Below are 24,877 nucleotides of genomic sequence, written 5' to 3'. Positions count from 1 at the left end.
CCCCTATTCCTTGCGATAGCGGCCACTTGGCACATCATCGTTAATCAGCCGTAGCACTGCTGGCACGCTGGCTTCTGGTGGTGGGCGGTCGCTAATATCTTCGCCAGGAAACGCCTCTTGATGCATTTGAGTATTCATATCGCCTGGATCGAGGCTATAGACCCGCCATGTTGGCTGTTCGGCAGCTAAAATTGCGGTTAATTGATCGAGCGCTGCTTTGCTGGAGCCGTATCCACCCCAACCTTCGTAGGCTTGAATTGCCGCATCGCTGCTGATGTTGATAATGCGAATGCTGGGCTTGAAGCTTGGCGCGAGGGTTTGAATTGCTGCCAGCGGCGCAAAAACGTTAATTGCATAAACTTGAGCCAAATCAGCGAGCGGATATTCGACTAAACTTGGCAACGGGCTTGGCCCCAAAATGCTGGCGTTATTGACCAGCAGATCCAAGCCACCCCATTCTTGGGCAGCAATTGCCAAGGCTTGGCGATGGGCTGAGTCGGCAATATCGCCTGCGATTGCTTGGACGCTGGTGCGAGTTGCCAAGGCGGCACGGGCTTGCTCAAGCGCTGCTGCGCCGCGACCAGTAATGATCAAATGCCAGCCATCTAAGGCTAATTTTTGGGCGAGGGCGAGGCCTAAACCACGTGAAGCGCCAGTAATTAATCCAATGCGTTGCATAATATTTGCTCCTCAACTGCCTGGTCCAACCACCATTCGCGTAGCTCGCTGGCTTGACCGTGGGCATCAAAATTCACAATAAAGATTCCGGCTAAATCTTGGGTTTGTTGCTGTTGTTGATGATAGAGTTTGGTATGCCATTCGGCCACGCCTCGCCCGTCAGCAAACAGCACTGGCGTAATTACACATTCGACATGCTGATGCTGCGCCAAGGTTGTGCGCCAATAGCCAACCACTGCCGCCAGCCCAAGTAACGCAGGCTCAAATGGGTGTTCTTGATAGCGAATCGTTGGGCTAAATAAGTGTGTTAATGCAGCAAGATTGCCTTGGTTCCAGACCGTTGCTAAACTTGCACACCAGCCTTGAAAATCGTTGTTGTTCATTGCCAACCTCCATCTGCCAAGCAGTATAGCGATCGGCGGTCTTTGGCAACTCAGCCAGCAGTGGGGCAATTGGCAGCGCAACTAGACAGGCCGCGACCTGTCCAATTGGCCAGCGATTCGATTATTGTTGATAACCATTGAGCCAAAATTCATGCTTGACAAACTGGAAACTCAATATACAATATATCTAGTATAAATTATTACTGAGCATTATGAGTTATTCACTGGCGTTTTCGCAGGCGATTGCCATCAGTCTCTACATCACCTATAAAGTCGATGAGCATTGCTACGATTTCGTGCCAACCCACGAAATTGCCGATTTTTTAGGTATTGCCAAGCCAAGCGTGGTCAAAGTTGTCCAAGCCTTGACCAACAACGGCCTGATTGAAACCCGCGAGGGTTCCAAAGGTGGCGTGCGGCTTACCCGGGCAAGCACCGCAATTACGCTGCTGGATATTTTTAATGCAATCGAGCAATCCAAGCCTTTATTTCGGGTCAATATCACCTTCAAAGAGCAAAAAGAATCGGCGCTTGCCGCTCGTCAGCGCATGCTCGATAGTTTTCAACGCGCCGAGGATGCTATGAAACGCGAGTTGCAAGCCGTTTCGCTGGCTGATCTCTCCATCGATTGATTTTTTTTGGTATAAACTAGCTATATTTTGTATCTAGTTTATTGTGTTTGCACTGTTTTTTTTACTCAAAACTAGATAAACTGTTTATCTAGTTTATTCATTGAAAGGAACTACTATGAGCAAGCGAGTGTTGGTTACTGGGGCGAATGGTCATTTAGGCTCGGTTCTGGCCCAAATGCTGGTTGAACGCGGCTTTGATGTGCGGGCAAGCGTGCGCAATCGCAGCCAAATCAAGCCCGAGCTTGGTTACGAACAAGTCTATGCAGATTTGATGGATATGAATTCGTTGCAGCAAGCGTTGGTTGGCATTGACACGCTGTATCAAGTAGCTGCGGTATTCAAACATTGGTCGCGCAATCCCAAAAGCGAAATCATTCAGCCCAATGTGGAAGGCACGCGCAATATTCTGCGGGCAGCGGCGCAGGCTGGGGTCAAACGGGTGGTCTATGTCAGCTCGATTGCGGCGGTGGATAAAAATAATCCGCAGCGCCAAATCCCTGCTGATGAAACCACATGGAACCAATATACCTATGGCAATCCCTATTATCAATCGAAAATTGCCTCGGAACAGTTGGCTTGGAAGTTGGCGCAGGAATATGGCCTCGATATGGTGGCGGGCTTGCCAGGCACAATTATTGGTGACCCCAATGGCCGCACCACGCCATCGCTGGGCATTTTGGAGCTTGTACTGAGCAATAAACTGCCGCTTGACATAAACATGGATTTTAATTTTGTTGATGTGGCTGATGTTGCCGCAGGCTTGATTGCTGCTGAACGCTTGGGTCGGGCCGGCGAACGCTATATTTTGGCCAACGATCAATCATTGCCCTTGCGGCGCTTGTTTGAAATTGGTCAAGAATTCAACCCTAAAATTAAAATCCCAATGCGCGTTTCCAAAGGTATTACACGTGTTGCCGCTGGCATGATGGAGTTGGTTGCGAATCTGACTGGGCGTGAGCCGATGATTTTGCGTAGCCAAGTTGGCTTATATTGCGGCGTTGAACAGCGCTTATCGATTGCCAAAGCCAAGCGCGAATTGGGCTATAACCCGTTGCCTGCGGTCGAGGCCGTGCGCAAAACCTTTGGAATTCTCGCCCAGCAATCAACGCAACAAGTAGCCGTAGGTCAAGCCTAAGTTGAATAAACAGTGGTGGCAGTTGGGTTGGCTGCCACCACTGTTTGCACTTAATCGCGTTCGACGATTGTGTTGCGCAATATGCCAATTCGTTCAATTTCTAACTCGACCACATCGCCAACTTCGAGCCAGGGGCCTTTGCCGTGGGTGGTTTCGAGTAAGCAGCCAGTGCCAACCGTGCCAGAGCCAATAATTTCGCCTGGCAGCAGCGTCACATCACGCGAGGCATGGGCAATCAACTCGCCCAAGGTGTAGTAAATATCGGCAAACGAGCCGCGCCCGCGTTCTTCGCCATTGACCCGTACCACCATTGCCAAATCGTAGCGGCCATCGCCTAGCGCTTTATCCTCAATTTCGTCGAGCGTGATCATCGCTGGCCCAAACGAGGTGGCAAAATCTTTGCCCTTGGCTGGCCCCAAGCCAACGCTCATCTCGCTGGCCTGAATATCACGCGCCGACCAATCGTTCATAATCATCAAGCCGGCAATGTAATATTCGGCCTCATCTGGCTCAATATCACGACATGGCCTGCCAATTACCGCCGCAATTTCCAGTTCGTAATCGAGCTGGCTGGTGCGTGGCATCACCACATCAGTATCTGGCCCAACGACCGTCGTGGGATTGCCAAAATAAAAAACTGGCATATCGTACCAAGAGTTTGGTACATCGCGACCATGTTGGGCGCGAATTTCACGCACATGCTGCTCGAAGGCATAGAAATCGCGAATGGTTGGCGGTTGGGGGATTGGCGCTAATAAACGCACGCTATCTGGCGGGTAAATCACCGTTTCGCCGCCCAGCGAAAGCATGCTATTAATCGCATCGGGATCGTCCCACTCGATGCCATCGCCACCACCGCCAAGCAAATCGACGACAGCTGATACGATCTGAATAGCTGAATCGAGGCCAAAGCCATCGGCTTCGTGTTGGAGCATGCTCATCAGCGACCAATCGTGGGGCAGATCCTCGAAAACCAAGGCTGCTGCCGCTTGCAGATCGATGATGCCCATCGGTAGCCAAGCGCCAGCCCGCGCCTCAGAGCCTTCGCCATACCGTCGAAATGAAACAAATTTCATAAAAAGCCCCCGTTAATTGTGCTTCAATTATAGATGAAGTCAAAAAGAACATAGAGCAAAGAACATAGAACATAGCATCTGGGGGTCGGGGATTGGGCTGTTGGCTATTGGCTATCGGGGTATTGTGGTTCTTGTGTGGATGGGCATTTAACGCAGAGGCGCAGAGTAAAGGAAGAACGATGAAGGATGAGGGATGAAGGCAAAAGGCAAAAATCAGAAGTCAAAACCACAAACAGTCAGTTTTAACACAGCGGCGCAGAGAATGTATGGCTATGGGCTGGGGAAATAATCAAACAATTTGCCCACTCCAATGATTTTCCGCTAACCAACAGCCCATAGCCTATAGCCTCGGCCTTCGTGCCCTTCGCGCTCTTCGCGGTTTCTCGTTCTTCGTGGCCCTTCGTGCCCTTCGTGGATCAAAAAGCGTACCCTTGCCCTGACAAGATATTTCAGTGTATGATGCTGCTAGTTTCGCACTGTAGCGCCATGGAGTTGTTGATGATGAGCCAGTATCTTGATCTGCGAATTAGCGTTGATGCCAAACAATCCGACCAATATCCAGTTCGAATTTCGACTGCCGATGGCCAAGAGTATCGAGCAAACTTAACTTTGCCTGCTGAAGATAATCCGATATATACAACGTTCAATATGTTGCTTGGCTATGGCAACCAAAGCTTAAATGAAGATCAAGTGATTGAATTTGGAACCTTGCTCTATAACTGTTTGTTGGTTGGTGATGTGCGCACAGCATTTATAAGCGAACGTAATCGAGCTAAAGCTGAGAGTAAAAATATACGGATTCGCTTATCAATTGAGCCAAATGAAGTTGATGTCGCCGCGATCCCGTGGGAGTTTGCGTGTGATGATGCTGGGATTCCTTTGGTCACAAAGCACTCAATTTGTCGGTTTTTGCCACGCAACGAGCCAGTGCCAGCATTAACTTTGGCATCTGATACAACATTGAAAATGCTGCTTGCTTGGGCTGCGCCTAGTGAGCTTGACCAACAATTAGGCTACAGTTTGAATATTGCTGGCGAGGTTGAAGCAATTCGTCAACAGCTGCAACCCTTAATCGAAGCAAAAAAACTTGAACTGATTGAATTGGCCCATGTCACTGGCAGTAAACTTAATCTCGCAATTCAAGATCACCAGCCCCATGTGCTGCATTTTATTGGTCATGGCCTGATGAATGGCAACACTGGGCAGTTAATTTTTGAAGATGCAAATGGCAAACGCAAGGATTTTTCAGCCCGTCAACTTTCAATTGCCTTGGAAGGCTCGCCAATTCGTTTGGTTGTACTTAATGCCTGCCAAACGGGAACGGTGGTAACCCGCTTGTTGGGGAGCATAGCGCCTGCATTGATGGCGGTGAATGTGCCTGCGGTGGTGGCAATGCAGGCTTCGGTTGCCGATAGTGCCGCCAATGTGTTTGCTAGTGCGTTTTATCGCGCATTTGCCGATTTTAAGCCGATTGATGAATGCGTTTCGCGCGCCCGTCGCATGGTAATTGCCGAAGGCATTAATAATGTTGATTGGGGCTTATCGACACTTTATATGCGCGCCAAGGATGGTTTGCTCTTTACGCCACCGAGTACGTCAGGTCTGTTGAATCAGGCTGCTGGCCAAACTCCAACTGACGCTGCAACAGGCAATAGCATTAATAATCTGGCGGGCAGCGGTAATACTTATAATCGCGATGTTAATTTTGGTACGATCCAAGCAGGCCATACTATTCAAGGCAATACCTTTAATGGGGGCAATGTTGCAATTGGCAATACAGTCCATGGCAATCTCAATCAAACAAATACGCCGAATCAGCCAACCAACCAAACTGCTGTGAATAATAAAAAACAAGCACTTGCCGACCTATTAGCGCTAAAAGAGAAAAATTTACAGATGACCAACATGCAAATTGCGAAATATGGAATTGGTGTGCCGCTGCATTTGCAAAATCAACGTGATGACTTGATTAAGGAAATTGCAGAGCTTAAGCGCCAAATTGCCGAATTGAGCCATTAATGCCAATCGATTTAAGCTGTGTGATTATTGCTGGTGGCCAGGCGCGGCGGTTTGGGAGCGATAAACGTCGCCTGCGGTTGTGGGGCGAGGCTGGCCCAAGCTTGCTCGAACATACGCTTGCCGTTGCGCAAACGGTCTGCGATCAGGTCGTGGTTAGCCTCAACGATCCTGCTGCTTGGCCCGAATTAGGCGTGCCCTTGGTGCAAGATCGCTATGCCAATGCAGGCCCACTGGCCGGAATCGTGGCTGGCATGCAGCATTCTGCCAGCGAATGGACGTTGGTGCTGGCCGCCGATTTGCCGTTGCTGGCAACGCCGTTTTTGGCTGAATTGTTGGCTCAGCCACGTCATGGCTTGGCGATCGTGCCACAGCGCCAACCAGGTGATCAACGTCATGCTGGCTGGGAGCCGTTGTGTGCCCTCTATCAGCGCGATTGTTTGCCAATCTTTGCACAAGCATTGGCTGCTGGCCAGCATCAATTAATAAAGATTATTGAACAATTGCCGCCCCAGCTTTGGCCGATTGCCAGCGATAGTCCATGGCAGTACTGTTTACATAATCTTAATCGCTTGGCCGATATGCAGCAACTAGCGGCATTTAAGGTACTATAGCCAAAATGTTAGTTGAGGCGTGTCATGCAGCGTGTGGCTTTTTGCACTCCGGTCAATCCGGTTGAATCGGGCATTTCGGATTATAGCGAGGAATTATTGCCCTATTTGGGGCAGTATGTTGATTTAACCGTTGTCGTTGATGATGAGGTTCAACCAACCAATCAACAGTTAATCGCCACGCTGCCAGTTATTCGAATTAGCGATTTAGCCAAGCAGCATGCACGCCAACCCTTCGATGCAATTATCTATCACATGGGCAATAGCCCAGCTCATAGCCGCTTTTGGCAAAGTTTGCAGCGCTTGCCGGGCATTGTGGTGCTGCACGATTATGTATTACACCATTTAATGCTTTGGCACGCCGCCAATCGCCTGAAACATCTGCCCAGCTATCGCCAACAAATGCAGCACTATTATGCTGAGCAGGGCACGCAGCTGGCCCAGCGTATGGAGCGCGGCCAGCTTGGCGATGCAGTCTTTGATTTTCCGCTGTCTGAGCCAGTCATTGCCCAAGCTAGTAGCCTGATTGGCCATAGCCAGTATGTGCTTGAGCGAGCGCAACAGCAACGCCCCGATTTGCCAACTTCACTTGTGCCAATGGGCGTGCCGCTCTTGCCTCCAGCTGATCGTTTGGCGGCTCGCCAAGTGCTGCAATTGCCCGCCGAGGTTCCAATTTGGGCTAGTTTTGGCCATATCAACCCCTACAAACGGATTGAACAGGCCTTACACGCCTTTGCCCAATTTCGCCGCAGTTACCCTGATGCGCGGTATATTTTAGTTGGCAGCGTCTCGCCAAGCTACGATCTCAAGGCGTTGCTGCAACGCTTGCAATTGGGCGATAGCGTGCAGGTGACGGGCTATGTTGATCACGCTGATTTTAATCGCTATGTTGCTGCCGCCGATATTTGCTTCAATGGGCGCTACCCTTCTGCTGGCGAGACTTCGGCCAGTTTATTACGCTTGTTGGGCGCTGGGCGGGCCGTGTTGGTCAGCGATATTGCCACCTTTAGCGAATTGCCCGCCGATGTGGTCGCCCATGTGCCTGTTGACCGCGATGAAGTTAATCTGATCGCGGCCTATGCCGAGCGTTTATGGGCCGATGTGGCTTTGCGCGAAGCCTTGGAGCGCAATGCACGGCGTTTTGTAGCCGAAAAGCATAATCTGCCTTTGGCGGCGCGAGGCTATGCCGACCATCTCAGTAAAGTGCAGGGTTGGCAACGCTTAGCAATCCAACGCGAACCATTATGGGATCTGAATCAGGTCACGATCCAAACCTCGATTCCCCAAGTGATCGGCCACAAAGCGGCGCAACTTGGCTTGGTTGATGCAGATGCGCCGTTGCTTGATCGTTTGGCGACTCGCTTGCGCAATCTGTTGCCATAATTTCAAGTGGTTAATTGATCATATTTCCAATGCCAGCGCGTTTGCTGTTGCTGCAAGCGCCAGCCAAATCCGGCCAGCAGCAATAAACCCAACGTGCCAGCGGCCAGCTGTTGATGGGTCAGATTAACCACGGTAAACAAGGCCAAGTTCAGCAAATAAATCGCGATTGGCAGCGTCAAGCGAGCATGATCTGTTGGCTGCTTGATTGACTTGCGACAAAGTGCTTCGGTTGCGAGCGCCAAAATCAACGCCAAGGCCCACCACGCGATAAAATTGGCAGTTGGAATGCCAAAGATCGGGCCAGATTCAAGCCATGTCCAATAGCGATTGATATAAACAGCAACTGGCTCGATCACCAAATCAAACAACATTGCCAAGCTGGCAGCACCCAGCACCCGTTGCCAAAACCCAGCCGTGGGCATCAGCGCCCGACTCAATTCAAGCGCACCTGGCACGACCAACAACCATGCAAACGGAATCGCCAAGGGCACAACGCCAACAATTTCTGGCAACAGCACGCCGTTATATTGATATGCGCCAAACGGCCAGCCAGTGGTTACGCCAAGATGCTCGGTCAGCCATGAGCCAATGCCAATAATGCCAGTGCTCAGCCAGCCCATGCTGCCATAGCGTTGAATTAACCACCAAGCTGCTAAGCCGCCAGGCACAACCAACATCAGGGTTGCCATAAATTCGCCGCCAGCAGGCACAAGGTCAAACGCCAATAAGGGTACACTCCAAGCCCAAACAAACAAATATCCTACCCATAACCAATGTCCAAGGCGCAAAGCAGCCACAAAGTTCACCCCTGAAATAGTAAAATCGTCTCTTGCGATCTTACTCTAGTCCCGCTAGGATGGATGTATTCTAAGCTTAATCCACGTTCAGCGTTGATCGTTTGATAAAGGACGCACCTGCATGGCCGCCAATCCTCAGATCAGCAGTTTTCTGCCACGCTATGTCCTGCAACGGCTCATTGATGAGCAACAACTCCGCCAACCCTTGGCCGAAGATCAATTGGCTACGGTTTTGTTTGCCGATTTTTCTGGTTTCAGTCGGCTCAGTGAGCAATTTGCCTACGATCAAACCACAATTCTCGAATATATTTCCGATGTGCTCAACGATTCATTTAGCCAATTAATTGATACAGTGATTGCCCATGGCGGCGATGTGGTTAAATTCGCTGGCGATGCATTAATTGCGATTTGGATGGCCGATGATCTTGAGCAACTGCGCCAGACGACGCAACTTGCAGCCCAATGTGGCCTAGCGATTCAAGCAAGCTTCACGCTACCAAGTGCTGCTGAACTTTTGGCAATTCGGGTGCAAATTGGAGCTGGCTCAATTTCAAACTTTATCGTGGGCGGCGTGAACAATCATTGGGAACAGTTGATTAGTGGCGAGGCCTTGCTGCAAGTCCATCTGCTTGGCTCGCAAACCCACGCTGGCCAAGTCGTTATCTCGCCAGAAGCGCGCTCGCTCATTCGCCAACAAGGCCAAGGCGAGGATTTACGCGCCCAAGCTTTTCGCTTAACTGGATTGGCTGAAAACCTGCCCTTGCCTGAAATCAATCAGCAGCTGCCCAACTATCCAACTGAACAATTGACTCCGTTTATGCCAACCGCCGTGATTGCGCGGATTAATGCAGGCTTGCACGAATGGCTGGCCGAATTGCGCCATCTAAGTGTGATGTTTATTAATGTGCCAGCCTTGAGCTTTTTCACCACCCTTGAGCAGGTGCAAGCAGCGATTAGCGCCTTGCAAACGGTTATTTTTCGCTACGAAGGTAGCATCGATAAATTATCGGTTGATGATAAAGGCGTAAGTTTGTTGGCGGCCTTTGGCTTGCCGCCGCTCTCACATCGCGATGATGCTGAACGCGCGGTGCGGGCTGCGCTCGAAGCCTCAACCGCGCTCACCAAATTGAGCCTGACTCACACGATTGGGATTGCAACTGGCCCAGCTTTTTGTGGCGAAATTGGCAATAGCCAGCGGCGCGAATTTACCATGATTGGCGATGTGGTCAATCGGGCGGCGCGCTTGATGGAAGCCAATCTTGCGCCGATTTTATGCGACCAAACCACCGCCCAAGCTAGCCAACAACAAGTGCGTTTTCAAGTGCTGCCGCCAATTATGATCAAAGGCAAAAGCCAGCCAATTACGATTTATCGCCCACAACAAACCAACTATAGCCCCGACCAAATTCGGCCTCGACGCTTGATTGGGCGACGACGTGAGCGCGGCCAGATTGAGCAACTTTTTACCCAAACTGCGCCCACAATTCAACATCTGATGCTGACTGGCGAGAGTGGCATGGGCAAATCGGCCTTGTTGTATGAGGCTGTCGAAATTGCCGAGCACTATGAGCGCCAAGCCTTGCTGATTACCAGCAGCAGCCTGCGTCAATCGGCCCAATATCCAGGCTGGCGCTTGTTGCTTGAGGCCTGTTTGGCAGTTGAGCAATGGCCAAATCAAGCCAGCCAATGTTATCAATTAATTATTCAACGCTTGCAATTGCCCGACCAATTGGCCAAATCGGTGCAACTGTTGCACGATGTTTTGGAATTACCTGGCCGCGCCGAAAGCACCGCCACGCTTGATCAAGCGCAACAAGTGCAAATTATTCATGAATTAATTGGCCATGCGCTCAATCAACTCCATCAGCAAAAGCCCTTGGTGTTGTGCATCGACAATTTGCAATGGTTCGATTCGCTGGCGCTCAATACGCTTGAGCAACTATTGCAACAGCAGCCTGCGATTATCTTAATGACAACTGCTCCCAACAGACTAGCAGGCCTTGCAGCCCAGCAGTTTTTGCACTTACAAGCACTTGATCCGGTGGCTTGTATTGCGGTCGTCGCCCAATCGTTAGGTGTGCAGGCAATTCCACCAAGCGTTGCCGCGTTTATTAATCAACGGGCTGCTGGCCATCCCTTGTGGAGCATCGAGCTTGCTCAGGCTTTGCGCAGTGCCGGTATGATTCGCATTAATAACGGCATTTGCAAGCTTGATCAATTTAGTCAACTTGAAAAACTCAATTTGCCAAGTACCATTCAAGGCGTGCTGGTCAGCAGAATTGACCAACTACCGCCGCAACCCCAATTAACCCTCAAAATTGCTAGCGTGATTGGTCATGAGTTTCAGCTGGCGGTGCTTGAGGCGATTTATCCATTAGCTCACGAACGCGCGCATATTTTGGCCCACCTTGGGCTGCTCGTGCAACAAGGCTTTATTCACGAGGCCAGCGAGGGCTATCAATTTAGCCAAGCGATTATTCACGATGTGGCCTACTCGTTGTTGCTTTTTGGCCAACGGCGGGCGTTACATCGGGCCATCGCTGAATGGTACGCCAGCGAACATCCCCATTTGGCTGAAGCTGGCAGCAGCCTTTTGGCTCACCACTGGAGCCATGCGATTGATCCTGATGAGCCAGAAAGCCGTCAGCCAGCGATTGAGGCCTTGCAACGGGCTGGCGAGCAAACGCTGCTGCGCTGTAGTTATCGCGAAGCAATTCCATTTTTCGAGCGAGCCTTGCATTTATTGGCGGTTGATGATGATTTTGCTGCGCAACAACAAATTGTGCGCATGCAATTTAATTTGAGCCAAGCCCGCTGGCGTTTGGGCGACCACAGCATGGCCCTAACCAATTTGGATTCGGCGTTGGTAACTGCTCAACGCATTGGCGATGGCGTGGGCGAGGCCGATGTGCTGCGCCAATTTGGCAACATCGCCTATGTGCAAGGCGACCTCTACACCGCGCAACAACATTTTTCGGCCAGCGTCAATCGAGCGCGTCACGCCAACTACCACAGCGGGATTATTAGCGGCGTGAGTAATGTTGGGGTTGTGGCCTTTGCGCGCGGCGATTATCAAGTTGCGCGTGAAGCCTATCGTGAAGGCTTGGCAACCTCGCGCGAGCAAGGCCACGATTTTGGCATCGCGGTCAATCAACTTAATCTTGGTGGCTTGGCAATTGTCGAGCAAGCATGGGACGAAGCACGTCACTATCTCTACCAAGCGTTAAACTTGGGCTATACCAAACATATGACCTTAGTATGTTTACATAGTTTGGTTGCTTTGGCAGAATGGCGTTTAGCAACCAATCAAGCTGAAGCAAGCGCCAATTTGATTCAGATCGTGCTGCATCACGAAGCAATTGATAGTGAAATTCATGCAGCGATCGACAAACTGCAACCACAGTTGATTCAAATTTTGGGCGAAACCCAATGGCTAATTTTGAGCCAGCGTCCAACTACGCCATTCGAGCAAGTTATTCCGGCGATTGTGCAAGAATTGGCGACTGAACAGGGCTAAACTCGTTCTATGAATGGCTTGATCGATATGAATCATTGCCACCTGCAAATGCCAATTTGGGCCAAATTGTTAAGATCCCGTCAGCAAATGGTCTAGGCACGATCTACCAAACCCGTTACAATAGACGACGGTACGATCAAGAATAGAGGTATTTATGCCGACGATTTTAGTAATTGAAGATATTCCTGACAATGCTGCTTTGGCGCGCCGAGTTTTGAATGCCTATGGCTATTCGGTGCTCGAAGCGGCTGATGCTGCCAGTGGCTTGGATATGGCGCTCGAACAACATCCCGACTTGATTTTGCTTGATTTGGGTTTGCCTGATGCCGATGGTCAAACGGTGGCTGGGGTGTTGCGCGGTACGCCCGAAACTCAAAACATTCCGATTGTGGTTTTTACCGCTTGGCCCGAAGAAACCGCCCGCCAAATGGTTCGTGCCTATGGATGTAATGGCTTTATTCGCAAACCACTATCAGTTGTTGATTTTGCCCAAGCGATTGCCAGTTACCTCGCCTAAATAGGTTCTAGCTATCAAGGATCTATATGACAACAGATGGTTTTCACGATGGTTCGGCCATAGAGCTTACTCCTGCAGCCAGCTTTACCATTGATGAATTGGTCGCAATTTATAACCAGACTCGGATCGATTATATTGTGCCAATGCCAATGAACAGCCAGCGGCTCGCTGAATATATTCGGTTATATGATGTTAACTTAGATGCCTCGTTTGTCGCCAAGGCCGATGGCGACATTATGGGCCTTGCAATGCTTGGCGTGCGCCGCGACCATGCTTGGGTTACCCGGCTAGGCGTGTTGCCCAATCGGCGCAAGGGTGGCATTGGCCGCGCCTTGATGATCGCAATGGTTGAAGCTGCGCGTCAGCATTGGCTCAAATATGTGCAGCTTGAAGTTATTTTGAATAACACGCCAGCCCACAAGCTTTTTTTGGCGCTCGGCTTTGAGGAAACCAACCAACTGTTGGTGATGCGACGGCCTCCAGGCCCAGTCAAAATTCCTGCAGTTGGATCGGTCGAATGGCTCGATTGGTCGCAATTGCAACGCCTCGTGCGCCAGCAAGCGCAAGGTGTGCCATGGACCAACCAAGCTGATTCCTATGACCATATGGCTATGGTCGAAGGTTGCCGCGTAAGTTTGCCCGATGGTGGCCGTGGTTGGTGCATTTTCCGTCGCCAACCATTGGTGATTTCGCATATTCGGCTACATACTGAAGCTGGTGATCCTGAGACGGTTGGTGCGGCCTTGCTGAGCCAGGTGCATCAACGCCATAGCCGTTTGGATACGCAAGCAGAAAATATTCGCTGCGACGACCCACATTTGACCGCCTATACCAACCATGGCTATATCGAAGCCTTCCAACGAATTGAAATGCTTTTAAACCTTATCCAATGATCGGGTCAATAAATATCCCCCCCAAGTTGCACCATAATCGGGACTAAGGACAACCAGCAATAGCAGTCAATTTGGGTTGGAAATAGGTATAATCACACAATGCAGTTGTTCTCTTTAGGTTAACGTGCAATAACTGTTGGCAGCATAGTTCCCAAGCGCAAATTTGGCACAGTATACGAGGTAGGGTTATGGCTAGTGGAATCTCGCATAGCACATTGAATAACATTCGGCTCAAGCGCATTCTTCGCTTTGGTATTTTTACCATGATTGTTGGCTTAATCATGGCAATTCCCTATGGCTTAGAAGCAGTGCGCGTGCCATCGTGGCAAAATTACATGAGCCTCATCAGCATTGTTGTGGCAACAATCGGTGGCTTATGTGCAACGATCTCCGCCAAACAAGGTTGGCTGATCGCTGGGGCCTATAGTTTAATTATCGCGATTGCCGTTGCCACCTTCCCGAGCCAGCTCTTTATTGCAGAGTTCGGCTTTATGCTCTCGATTTTAAATGTTTTCTTTGTGCTGGTCATCTCGATCCAAACCCTACCCGAACGCCATATTTTTCCAGTCATCTTGGGGATTATTAGCCTTGGCGTGATCGCAACCTTGCTCAAAACCTTCCTCAATATTCAAGAGGTTCGGGTTTCGGGCAATCAAGAAATTTATATGCCTGTGATGGCTATCGCAGCCATATTAATCTTGATTTTCTTTGTCTTCCGTGAATTTGGCACGCTCTCAATTCGCAATAAAATCCTAATCTCGTTTGTGCTGGTAACAACCCTGCCAATTGCGATTATTTCGTTTATTACCTTGCGCTCAACCAGAACCTCGCTGACCAACCAAGCCAATAGCCTGATTTTGGTCAACGCTACCAATATTGCCAACGAAATTGATGATTTTGTCAATCGGAATATCAACCGGGTTAGTGCACTTTCACGGATTCCCGAGCTAAGCGAATATTTGCTGGCTGCCGAACAAAACACCTTGGTTCCCGACCAAGATCGCGATACGCGTAATTTGTTCCGCGCCGTTACCACCGAAAATAATGATACGCTCTCGGTTGCCTTGCTGAATAATCGCGGCATCGTCTTGGTCGATACGGTTCCAACCAATGTTGGGGTCAACGATTCAGGCCTTTCATATTATCAAAACGCGATTCGGACTGGCCAAAGCATTATTTCGCCAGTTACCTTCGGCAATGATAATTTGCCTTCGATTTATTTCAGTACGCCAGTGCGTAACCCGCAAAGCCAAGAAATTATCGGTGTTTTGCGGATTCGCTACAGCGCTAGCATTATTCAATCGTTGGTTGCCCGCAGTAACGACCGCGCTGGTCAAAACTCATTTGGGGTGGTGCTTGATGAATATGGCATGCGGATTGCCCAAGGCAGCGAATTAACCCTCTTGTATAAAATCGCCGATAACTTGCAACCAGATGAAATCAAACGCTTGCAAGACGAACGGCGTTTGCAAAATATCAATGCAGCCAACCTGCTTGTGCCATACCCAGCCCTGATTAATGCAATCAAAGGCGTGGTGCTCGATCCCCAAAGCACTGGCCAGGTGATCACCATTCCAAGCTCGGTTGCTGAAGATCAAAAACCAGGCGATCCCGATCCTGAAGGCAATGATATTTATGCCTATACTGCAACCAAAACTGTGCAATGGCGGGTACTCTATCACCAAAGCGAATCAACCTTCTTAGCACCAATTCGTCAATCTGAGCGTTCGACGACCTTGATTGTGTTGGTGCTCTTGGTTGGGATTAGTATGATCGCTGTATTTGCAGCGCGCATTCTGACCACGCCAATTGAACGCTTGACCGCTTTTGTGGAGCGCTTCCGCGCTGGCGACTTATCAACCCGTGCACCAGTAACCTCGCAAGACGAAATTGGCCAACTCACGACAACCTTTAATAGTATGTCGGAGCAATTGGCCCAAACGCTGCAAGGTTTGCAACAACGCACCATCGCTTTGGAAACATCCAACGAGGTCAGTCGTCGACTCTCAACGATTTTGAATCCCAACCAATTGGTGTTGGAAGTGGTTGAGCAGCTCAAAAATACCTTCAACTACTATCACGCTCATATCTACTTGGTTGATCAACAAACCAATGATTTTGTGATGATGGGTGGTACGGGGCAAGCAGGCCGCACCTTGTTGGCCCGCAATCACCGCATTCCGCAAGGCCGTGGTTTGGTTGGTCGCGCCGCCAGCACCAAAGATGTGGTGTTGATTCCCGACGTGAGCAAAGAAGCAGGCTGGTTGGCAAACCCATTGCTGCCCGAAACGAAGGCTGAAATTGCTGTGCCAATTATGCTGGGCGATGAAGTGCTCGGCGTGTTGGACGTGCAAAATGCTGAAGTCAATTCGCTGACCAACGATGATGCAACCTTGCTTCAATCAATTGCTGCCCAAGTGGCAGTTGGTTTGGAAAATGCCCAATCGTTTGAAGAAATCAATCGTACCCAAGAACTGCTGCGGATTCGTGAACGCGCAATCACCGCCAGTAACGACGGGATTGTCATTGTTGATCCCTATCAGTTTGATATGCCAGTGGTGTATGTCAACCCAGCCTTCGAGCGGATTACTGGCTATACACCTGAAGATGTGCTGGGCAAAAATTGTCGCTTCTTGCAAGGCGATGATGGCGACCAGCCTGGCTTGCGCGAATTACGCCATGCAATTCGTGAAAAACGTGCTACGCGCGTCTTGCTACGCAACTATCGCAAAGATGGCACCTTGTTCTGGAACGAACTCGACATCAACCCAGTGTTTGATGATAAGGGTGAGTTGATCAACTTTATCGGCGTTCAACAAGACGTAAGCGAACGGGTCGAGGCTCAACAAGCCTTGCAAGAATCGTTGGGCTTCCAGCAAACCATGCTCGATAGCGCCAACTATATGATTATTGCAACCACGCTCGATGGCAAAATCACCTCATTCAATCGCACTGCTGAGCAGATGCTTGGCTACGATGCCCACGAAGTGATTGGCAAAAACTTGTTTGAATTGGCCAATGATCCTGCAGAAATTGCCCAATTTACCAACGACCTGAGCAAGCAAACGGGCACGATGCTCAGCACCCACGATGCCTTGGTTTATGAAGCTCAGCGGGGCCGACCATCGAATACTGAATGGACATATGTGGCCCGCGATGGCCGCCGCTTCCCAGTTTTGCTTTCAATTACGGCGTTGCGTGACCGCCAAGGCCAAGTTACTGGCTACCTCAAAATTGCCAATGACATTAGCGCGGCCAAGCAACAACAACAAGCCTTGCGCGATAGTGAAACTCGGTATCGCTCGCTGGCTGAATCGTCACGCGACTTGGTATTCATCTTCGACCGCGAGAATCGCTTGCAATATATCAACGATTTTGCAGCGAAAATTTTCGATAAGAAACCTGAAGAATTAATGGGTCTGCTTGATGATCAAATTTTCTTGCCATCAACGGTAGAAACGCGGCGCGAAGATGCAGAAGCTGTTTTCACGACCGGCCAAGGCCGCACTCGCGAATCAATGCTTACCTTGAATGGCGAAGAAACATGGTTCGACTTCCAGTTGCTGCCAATTCTTGATGATCAAACCAACAGCCCAGAATTGATTATGAGCGTTGGCCGTAACATCACCGACCGCAAACGCGACGAACAAGAACGCGAGCGCACCTTGCTCGAAATTGACCGCCAACGCCGAACGCTCCAAGGGATTCTCGAAGCCTTGCCTGTGGGTGTGGTGGTCTATAACGCGCAGTTTGAAATGCAATTGCGCAACCAAAGCGCTGAGTTAATTGTTGGCCAGCCATTGGGCGACGTTGATTCTGAGCAGCTGCAAGTGATTGGCGAGACCTATAAACTGTTTATTCCTGGCACGGATACGCCATTCGATCCTAACAAGATTCCGGTATTCCGCGCTTTGCAACATGGCGAGCGTGGCCAAGCCGAATTTGATATTCAGCACGCTGATGGTCGTCGCTTCACAGTGTTGGCTAGCGGCGCACCGGTATTCAACAACGAAGGTCAAGTGATCAGCGGGATTGCCTTGCTGCAAGATATTACTGACCGCAAGCTGAACGAACAAGAACGAGAACGCTTGCTCCAAGCGACGATTGAACAAGAACGCTTGCTCAAAGCAATTCTCGACAACATGCCGATTGGCGTGTATGTGGTCAATAACAAGGGTGTCAGCCAGTTGATCAATCGCTCAACGATTGAAATCTTGGGCGTATCTGGTCAGATGGGCGCTGCGGTCTTAGACCAAGCAGACTTGCCACGACCGAAGTTCTTGCATGAATCAACCGATAAGGAATTGGAAGTTCATGAAACTGGCTTATTCAAAGCCCTAACCTCCAAAAAGGTAACTCACGAGCTGGTTGATGTGATGCGCTTTGATGGTAGTCGAGTTTCTGTCGATTCAACCTCAGTGCCAATGTTCGACGAGAACCAACAACTGACCGGCGTGCTTTCGCTGATTCAAGATGTGACTGAACAACGCAACGCCCAACGCGAGCGTGAACAGCTGCTGACCCAAGTGGAATATCGCGCACTCGAACTCGAAACGGTGGCCCAGGTTAGTACCTCGGCGGCTGGTCTGTTGAATGTGGAAGAATTGCTGCAAACAGTGGTTGATCTGACCAAACACCGTTTCGGCCTCTACCACGCTCACATCTATTTGTATAACCCTGATGACCAACAACTTGAATTGGCCTTCGGCGCTGGTGAAATTGGCCGCACCATGGTCAAGGAAGGTCGGACCATCCCATTAGATCGCGAGCAATCGCTGGTGGCCCAAGCTGGTCGGGCGCGCCGCTCAATTATTGAAAATGATGTGCGTTCAAACCCAAGCTTCTTGCCGCACCCGCTCTTGCCCGAAACCCGTGCTGAAATGGCTACGCCGCTGATCGCTGGCTCGATGCTGTTGGGTGTGCTCGATATTCAATCCGATAAAGATCACATCTTTACTGATGATGACCGTAAGATTCAAACAACCTTGGCTAGCCAAATTGCCATCGCCTTGCAAAATGCGCGCTTGTTCGTGGAGCAAACCGCCACAATGCAGCGCTTGCAAGAGCTTGACCAACTGAAATCGGCCTTCTTGGCCAATATGTCGCACGAATTGCGCACGCCGCTCAACTCGATCCTTGGCTTTACCGAGGTTATTCTCGAAGGTATCAACGGGCCAATTAACGACTTGATTCATAATGACTTGAGCATTATTCATCGTAACGGTCGCCACTTGCTCAACCTGATCAACGACATCTTGGATATGGCGAAGATCGAATCTGGCAAGCTGACCTTGTTCCGCGAAACCTTCGATGTGGTTGAAGTGTTGCATGAAGTTGCCAGCACAGTTGGGCCATTAGCCACCCAGAAACATCTGGAACTTAAGGTTGATATTGAACCGCATCTGAAGTTGCCAGTCTATGCCGATCGTTTCCGCATTCGCCAAGTATTATTGAACATCGTAGGCAATGCCTTGAAATTTACCGAGCAAGGTTCGGTGATAATAGGCATTGACACAACGCCAACGACCCGTATGATTAAAATCCAAGATACAGGCATTGGGATTCCGCTGGATAATCAAGACACGATTTTCATGGAATTCCATCAGGTTGACAATTCGACAACCCGTAAGGCGGGTGGTACGGGCTTAGGCTTACCAATCAGTCGCCACTTGGTAGAAATGCACGGCGGCAAACTTTCCATGGTCAGTACTGGCAATCCTGGTGAAGGCTCGCTCTTCACAATTGAATTGCCAATCAACGCCAGCGAAGATGAAGTTGATCCTAACGAAGCGCCAGCCAATCAGCCTATGTCTGTAGAGTAATGGTTATGCGCATGTGCCAAGGCATAAGCGCGTGGTGGTAAGGGCGTTATGACAGATTTAGTTTGCCAAAACTGTGGCCATATTCAGCCATACACCTTTCGTAGCTCGAATAGTTGTGCCCAATGCGCGAACGATTGGCTTGAAACCCATTACGATTATGCGAATTTTCGCGAGTTGGTGAGCAATCAACAATTGACTGGCCAGACGTTATGGCGCTATGCCAGCGTCTTGCCAGTGCCTGCGCCAAGCTCGCCAACCCATGTTGGCGGCACGCCCTTGTTGCACGCCCAACGTTTTGGCGGCTTGTTGGGCTTGCCCCGCTTGTATATCAAAGATGAGCGCTATAGCCCAACCAACTCGTTTAAAGATCGTCAAGCTGCGCTGGCAGTGGCGGCTTTAGTTACCAACAATATTCGTGAATGCGTCATTGCCTCGACTGGCAATGCGGCGGTGGCCTATGCAGCGGCCTGTGCAGCGGCAGGCATCAAATTGTGGGTCTTTATGACCAGCGTTGTGCCAGAAGCCAAATTGCGCGAGGCGGCCTTGTTTGGGGCCGAGGTGATCAAAGTTAGTGGCAATTATGATCAAACCAAGCAGATTGCCGCTGATTTTGCCCAAAACCGCAACATTATCTACGACCGTGGGGCCAATAGCATTCCTGCGCGCGAAGCCATGAAAACGATTAGCTATGAAATTTGCGAGCAACTGGAATGGCAAGCGCCCGATTGGTATATTCAGGCAGTGAGCGGCGGCTTAGGGCCATTGGGCGTGTATCATGGCTTTGCAGAATTGCATGCCATGGGCTTGACCCAGCGTGTGCCGCAAACCGCCATCATTCAAGCTGATGGCTGCTCGCCCATGGTGCAAGCGTTTCATGCTGGCAAATCGGTAGCCGAAAAAGTTGTGCCAAACACCAGAATCGCGATTCTTTCGACTGGCGACCCTGGCAAGATCTATACGCGGCTCTGGCATCGCATCCAAAGTTCTGGCGGTACAATGGAAGCCGTGACCGATGAAGAAGCGTTTAGTGCTATGCGCTTGTTGGCTCGCACCGAAGGCATTTCGGTCGAGCCTGCTACGGCGGTGGCGTTTGCTGGCCTGCAAAAAATGGTCGCCCAAGGCCAAGTTAACCCAGAAGAACTAATTGTGGTAAATTGTACCGGACACACCTTTCCGGTCGATAAGCATGTGCTGAACGATCAATGGCACATCGATGTGCATGTAAGCGATACGCAGCAATCAGCGCCCCAAGAAGGCTTGCAAGTGGCGCTTGAGCAATTGAACGAAAAAGCAACAACGGTGTTGTTGATTGATGATAATCCTGACGATGCGCAGCTTGTGCAACGGATTCTTGAACGCCGCAAAGCCTATCGGGTCTATCGGGCCAACGATGGTGCTGATGGCGTGCGCCAAGCAATTGAGCGCTTGCCCGATGCAATCGTAATGGATTTAATGATGCCCAACATGGATGGGTTTCAGGTGATGAGCACCTTGCGTCAGCACCCCAAAACCCGTGATATTCCGATTATTGTGGTGAGCGCTAAGGATATTACGCCCGATGAACGCCATCATTTAGCCACCCATACCCGTGCTGTGTATCAAAAGGGCTCACTTTCACCGGTTGCCTTTGTCGAACAGGTTGTGAGTGTCATTGAACACAAAGAGCGTGATAGTGAGGACCAATGAGTACAACCGTTGTCTTATATATCGAAGATAACCCTGATAATATGTTGTTGGTGGAGCGTCTGTTAATTGCCCGTGGCTGCCAGATGGTCAAAGCGATCAATGGCTCGACGGGGATTGAACTGGCGTTGGAACACACGCCCCACATCATTTTATTGGATATTAACTTGCCGGATATTGATGGCTATGAGGTGGCTCGCCGCTTGCGCGATAACCCGCTGACAGCTACGATTCCGATTGTGGCTGTAACCGCCAACGCGCTCAAGGGCGACGCTGAAAAAGCTTTGGCTGCTGGCTGTGATGGCTATGTTTCCAAGCCAATCAACCTGCGCGATTTGTGGAATGCCATGTTGCAGTTTATTCAAGCGCCGTCGGCCTAAAGCAACCAGCGCTCATACAAAAAAAGCGGTAGTTGAATTGCTTCAACTACCGCTATCTATTTAATCGACGCTTGAGGTTTAGCTATACCATGGCTTGGATTGATTGGAACCGGCGAGCCAGAGCTTGACCTTCTCCATTAATGACATAACGTCGAAGGGCTTGCTGACATAATCAGTCCAGTCGGGGGTCATCAATTGCTTGACTTCGCCAGGGCTGCAACTCGCAGTTAACGCTACAATCGGGATATGGGCCAAGTGTGGGCTAGCTTTGACCGTCCTGCAGACCGTCCAGCCATCCATGCGTGGCAAATTCAAATCAAGCAATACAAGGTCTGGTTGGCTCTTTTGAATGGCTTCCAGCGCTTCGACCCCATCACGAGCCATCTCGGTTGTATAACCAGACCGTTGGAGCATTATTCCTAAAAGCTGACGGTTGTCAGGCATATCATCAACAACTAAGATGGTTGGCATATGGGTATCTCCTAAAATTGTACCTTCTGATCTGCTCGTATCCAAATGTACTGTAGCACTGCAACCTTACTAGGTAATTTACAAATAGGACTAGTGGGCGATTGCATGATTCGTTGGGCATTTAATCCTGGCAACGGTTGCGTTGAGTAATCAGTGATAGACCTTTAATGAGTAAAAGTATATGCAATTTTTTGCATACATGCCATGGTTCAATAGTCCGTAGCCGCTGTGGAAGGAAAGGGCTAGTTTTGCGGCGTGCGATCTCACTCGAGCGGGTGACATAGGCCTTGATGGGGTTGGCGCTGGGCGTTGGCTTATGGCCTAGGCCCGATTAGCGCGATTGGGATATTTGCCAATCATCAGGCTGCCTGATATACTCAATGCGTCCTCAGTGTACCGTGGGTTTGTACTCCACGCTGCAACAAGCTGCGTGCTTACATTCCAAAACAAACGCTAAATTCTGCAAATCAATGAAAGGGAGTACGGTTGGCTAGCGGCGTTTAACGTCTGCTTATCACCGTAAAATGCAGTATGAATGTAATTATTCCTACCGCTGGTCTTGGAACCCGCCTGCGACCACATACACATACCCGTCCAAAGCCGTTGGTTCCCGTGGCAGGCAAGGCCGTCATTGGCCACTTGCTCGACAAACTCAAAGTTCTACCAATCGATGATGTGGTGTTTATTACTGGGTATTTGGGTACACAAATTGAGGAATATGTTCGCAAGAACTATAACTTCAAGAGCCATTTTGTTGAGCAAACTGAGCTTAAAGGCCAAGCGCATGCCATTGCTTTGGCCCAAGATATGGTTTCTGGCCCAACCTTGATTTTGTTTGTTGATACGATTTTTGAAGCAAACCTGAATGTTTTGAACCAAACCGATGCAGACGGCGTGATCTATGTAAGCGAAGTTGATGATCCCTCGCGGTTCGGGGTGGCATTACTCGAAGATGGGGTGATTACCAAGCTGGTGGAAAAACCAAGCACCCCCGTCTCCAACTTGGCTTTGATCGGCGCATACTATGTGCGTGAAGTAAAAGACCTGTTTGCAGCAATCGATGTCTTGATTGAAAAGAACATTCAAACCAAAGGTGAGTTTTATCTGGCCGATGCCTTGCAATTGATGATTAGCAATGGCACCAAATTCAGCGCTGAAACTGCGACCATGTGGGAAGATTGTGGCACGGCTCCAGCCTTGTTACGCACCAATCGCTATTTGTTGCAACATGAAACAGGCAATGTTGAACAACGCGACGGCGCGATTATCGTTCCACCAGTGTTCATCGGCGAACATGTGGAGATTCGCAACTCGATTATTGGGCCGTTTGTCTCGGTTGCCGACCATAGCGTGATTGTCGATTCGATTGTCCGCGATTCGATTATCAACCAAGGAGCCAGCATTCAATCATCAACCTTAGAAGGCTCACTCATCGGTGAAGGTGCGCATATCAGAGGCGAATTCCAACACCTGAACGTCGGCGATTCATCAGTGATTACATTTGGTAGTACGATTCAGTAAATGCATGATCAATCAGGGGATTGGATGTCCCCACCAACCAGCTTGCAGCGTGGCACCGGCTTTCACCATCTTATCGCCGACGAACATCGGTTGATAGCACAGGTGTTGACCTATTGTCATGCCGCCGGATATGCGATTCCGCCCTTGTTGGTGATTGATTATGTGATTGCGATTAAAACCAGCCCCTTTGTCTTGTTGTTTGGGCCAAGCGGGCAGGGCAAAACTGAATTGGCGCGCTTGTTTGCCCAGGCTTTGGTGCTGCCCTTTGATGATCAATATACCTATGTGAATCTTGGCAGCAGCCTGCAAGCAAGCGAAATACAAGATCGGTTTGGGTGGATGAAGTTTGTCGAGACATTGGAGAATGCTGCTGCACCAGCCAACGCTGGCCGTTTATTCTTCCTCTGTCTCGATAACCTACGGCCTCACGATATTTATACCTACTTTGCGAATGTTAGTCGTGATCCTGATGGGATTACCCGTTTGGTCATGCGCGGCTATCCGCCGCATAAATGGCCAGCCTTGCCCAGTAATGTGATTATTACTGGCACGCTCGATGCTGAACATCCCGTTGATCGCGATCAAAGCTCGTTGTTGGCGCAAATTAACTGTGTCTATATGCAGCCTCAATGGCTCCAAAGCAACATTCGCACAGTTAAACGCCAACAACGCATGGCTCCGGTGGGCATGCAACGCTTGTTGCTTGACCAACAATATCGCAGTGATGAGGCGGCAAGTGATCGTTTACATGCGCTGCTTGGCCCTCATTTAGATGATATTTTGCAGCCACCAAGCGAATTGATGGCGATTCTGTGGCAAAGTAACCTGACCTATACCCAAACATGGCGGAGTACCATGTTGCGGGCTGTGGCAAATAGCTTTACCATAGAGGGACACGGATTATTCATTCCATACGATGTGCTTAACAACGCCCAGTTTGCCTATTCATTTGTCATGGCACGCCAGTTGTTGTTAAGGCTGTGGGGGCAACCGCAACATAGCGCCGCAATTGAGGCCTTGTTGCATCGTCAACTTGCCCAACTACCAAGCACTACCTTGGTAGGCCTAACCGACTCTTTGCTCTATTAGGCTAGGAAGCTACGTATGCCAGTTCACAACGATCTTGATGATACTACCGTGGACATGCTGTTTCGTGATGTATTGCAGCAAGAATTAACCCATGCAGCACCAAAAGTCAGCTTACTGCAACGACTTAAATCAACCCCAAGTTATGAGCGTCGCGTACGCGGTGGTGGGCCTGGTGGCCAACCATGCTCAAGCTTTTACTTGCTATTTTATGTGATGAATTCATCACGTGCATCATGGAGCATTTTGCCAGCCTAGGCTGTGCTTGGATACCAA

19 protein-coding genes are annotated in these 24,877 nt (G+C 49.9%); 14 read left to right on the top strand and 5 right to left on the bottom strand.

Annotated features, from left to right (window positions below; all coding sequences use genetic code 11):
- Window positions 1–3: 3 nt before the first annotated feature.
- Both C5S61_RS17105 and C5S61_RS17100 read right to left on the bottom strand, forming a co-directional pair.
- The gene (locus C5S61_RS17105) at window positions 4–678 is read right to left on the bottom strand and encodes an SDR family oxidoreductase (protein WP_110516787.1); all 675 of its coding nucleotides are present in this window, start codon (window positions 676–678) and stop codon (window positions 4–6) included.
- A complete protein-coding gene (locus tag C5S61_RS17100; RefSeq protein WP_110516786.1) occupies window positions 660–1,061 on the bottom strand; it encodes a nuclear transport factor 2 family protein in 402 nt (133 codons plus the stop codon). Before C5S61_RS17100 ends, C5S61_RS17105 begins: the two co-directional genes overlap by 19 nt.
- A 212-nt stretch (window positions 1,062–1,273) precedes the next feature.
- On the opposite strand from C5S61_RS17100, the gene C5S61_RS17095 reads away from it, so the two are divergent.
- Window positions 1,274–1,693 (top strand): RrF2 family transcriptional regulator, encoded by a 420-nt coding sequence (locus C5S61_RS17095; RefSeq protein ID WP_110516784.1) that lies wholly within the window; start codon window positions 1,274–1,276, stop codon window positions 1,691–1,693.
- Between the two features lie 115 nt (window positions 1,694–1,808).
- Window positions 1,809–2,828: an NAD-dependent epimerase/dehydratase family protein gene (locus C5S61_RS17090; RefSeq protein ID WP_205701421.1), complete on the top strand. Its 1,020-nt coding sequence runs from the start codon at window positions 1,809–1,811 to the stop codon at window positions 2,826–2,828.
- A gap of 50 nt (window positions 2,829–2,878) precedes the next feature.
- Here C5S61_RS17090 and C5S61_RS17085 read toward each other — a convergent pair whose 3' ends face one another.
- A complete protein-coding gene (locus C5S61_RS17085) occupies window positions 2,879–3,904 on the bottom strand; it encodes a fumarylacetoacetate hydrolase family protein (RefSeq protein ID WP_110516782.1) in 1,026 nt (341 codons plus the stop codon).
- Between the two features lie 498 nt (window positions 3,905–4,402).
- Between C5S61_RS17085 and C5S61_RS17080 the strand changes: the two genes are divergently transcribed.
- Genes C5S61_RS17080 through C5S61_RS17070 form a run of 3 tightly spaced genes read left to right on the top strand, consistent with a single transcriptional unit; the run spans window position 4,403 to window position 7,914 of the window.
- On the top strand, window positions 4,403–5,923 hold the full coding sequence (locus C5S61_RS17080) for a CHAT domain-containing protein (RefSeq protein ID WP_164689576.1): 1,521 nt from the start codon (window positions 4,403–4,405) through the stop codon (window positions 5,921–5,923).
- Entirely contained in the window at window positions 5,923–6,534 is a 612-nt protein-coding gene (gene mobA, locus C5S61_RS17075; RefSeq protein ID WP_110516778.1) for a molybdenum cofactor guanylyltransferase, read from the top strand. The genes C5S61_RS17080 and mobA overlap by 1 nt, the downstream gene beginning before the upstream one ends.
- 24 nt (window positions 6,535–6,558) lie before the next feature.
- On the top strand, window positions 6,559–7,914 hold the full coding sequence (locus C5S61_RS17070; RefSeq protein ID WP_110516776.1) for a glycosyltransferase family 4 protein: 1,356 nt from the start codon (window positions 6,559–6,561) through the stop codon (window positions 7,912–7,914).
- Window positions 7,915–7,916: 2 nt separating this feature from the next.
- On the opposite strand, the gene C5S61_RS17065 is transcribed toward C5S61_RS17070, so the two are convergent.
- The gene (locus tag C5S61_RS17065) at window positions 7,917–8,711 is read right to left on the bottom strand and encodes a carotenoid biosynthesis protein (protein WP_110516774.1); all 795 of its coding nucleotides are present in this window, start codon (window positions 8,709–8,711) and stop codon (window positions 7,917–7,919) included.
- Window positions 8,712–8,832: 121 nt separating this feature from the next.
- Here C5S61_RS17065 and C5S61_RS17060 point away from each other — a divergent pair, with 121 nt between their 5' ends.
- The 6 genes from C5S61_RS17060 (at window position 8,833) to C5S61_RS17035 (ending at window position 21,523) form a co-directional block, all read left to right on the top strand.
- Window positions 8,833–12,228 (top strand): adenylate/guanylate cyclase domain-containing protein, encoded by a 3,396-nt coding sequence (locus tag C5S61_RS17060; protein ID WP_110516771.1) that lies wholly within the window; start codon window positions 8,833–8,835, stop codon window positions 12,226–12,228.
- A gap of 154 nt (window positions 12,229–12,382) precedes the next feature.
- A complete protein-coding gene (locus C5S61_RS17055; protein ID WP_110516769.1) occupies window positions 12,383–12,745 on the top strand; it encodes a response regulator in 363 nt (120 codons plus the stop codon).
- 26 nt (window positions 12,746–12,771) lie between these two features.
- The gene (locus C5S61_RS17050) at window positions 12,772–13,638 is read left to right on the top strand and encodes a GNAT family N-acetyltransferase (RefSeq protein WP_110516768.1); all 867 of its coding nucleotides are present in this window, start codon (window positions 12,772–12,774) and stop codon (window positions 13,636–13,638) included.
- Window positions 13,639–13,826: 188 nt separating this feature from the next.
- Entirely contained in the window at window positions 13,827–19,460 is a 5,634-nt protein-coding gene (locus C5S61_RS17045) for a PAS domain S-box protein (protein ID WP_110516765.1), read from the top strand.
- A gap of 48 nt (window positions 19,461–19,508) precedes the next feature.
- A complete protein-coding gene (thrC, locus tag C5S61_RS17040) occupies window positions 19,509–21,146 on the top strand; it encodes a threonine synthase (protein WP_110516763.1) in 1,638 nt (545 codons plus the stop codon).
- A complete protein-coding gene (locus C5S61_RS17035) occupies window positions 21,143–21,523 on the top strand; it encodes a response regulator (protein ID WP_110516761.1) in 381 nt (126 codons plus the stop codon). Before thrC ends, C5S61_RS17035 begins: the two co-directional genes overlap by 4 nt.
- A gap of 78 nt (window positions 21,524–21,601) precedes the next feature.
- On the opposite strand, the gene C5S61_RS17030 is transcribed toward C5S61_RS17035, so the two are convergent.
- Entirely contained in the window at window positions 21,602–21,994 is a 393-nt protein-coding gene (locus C5S61_RS17030) for a response regulator (protein WP_054533757.1), read from the bottom strand.
- Window positions 21,995–22,525: 531 nt separating this feature from the next.
- Here C5S61_RS17030 and C5S61_RS17025 point away from each other — a divergent pair.
- Genes C5S61_RS17025 through C5S61_RS17015 form a run of 3 tightly spaced genes read left to right on the top strand, consistent with a single transcriptional unit; the run spans window position 22,526 to window position 24,859 of the window.
- On the top strand, window positions 22,526–23,515 hold the full coding sequence (locus C5S61_RS17025; protein ID WP_054533758.1) for a sugar phosphate nucleotidyltransferase: 990 nt from the start codon (window positions 22,526–22,528) through the stop codon (window positions 23,513–23,515).
- A 24-nt stretch (window positions 23,516–23,539) separates the two neighbouring features.
- A complete protein-coding gene (locus C5S61_RS17020) occupies window positions 23,540–24,604 on the top strand; it encodes an AAA family ATPase (protein ID WP_164689575.1) in 1,065 nt (354 codons plus the stop codon).
- Window positions 24,605–24,619: 15 nt separating this feature from the next.
- On the top strand, window positions 24,620–24,859 hold the full coding sequence (locus tag C5S61_RS17015) for a hypothetical protein (RefSeq protein ID WP_110516758.1): 240 nt from the start codon (window positions 24,620–24,622) through the stop codon (window positions 24,857–24,859).
- The last annotated feature ends 18 nt before the right edge of the window (window positions 24,860–24,877 follow it).

Source organism: Herpetosiphon llansteffanensis, assembly GCF_003205875.1.
Taxonomy (GTDB): Bacteria; Chloroflexota; Chloroflexia; order Chloroflexales; family Herpetosiphonaceae; genus Herpetosiphon; species Herpetosiphon llansteffanensis.
This window is presented reverse-complemented; position numbering and strand designations above follow the sequence as displayed.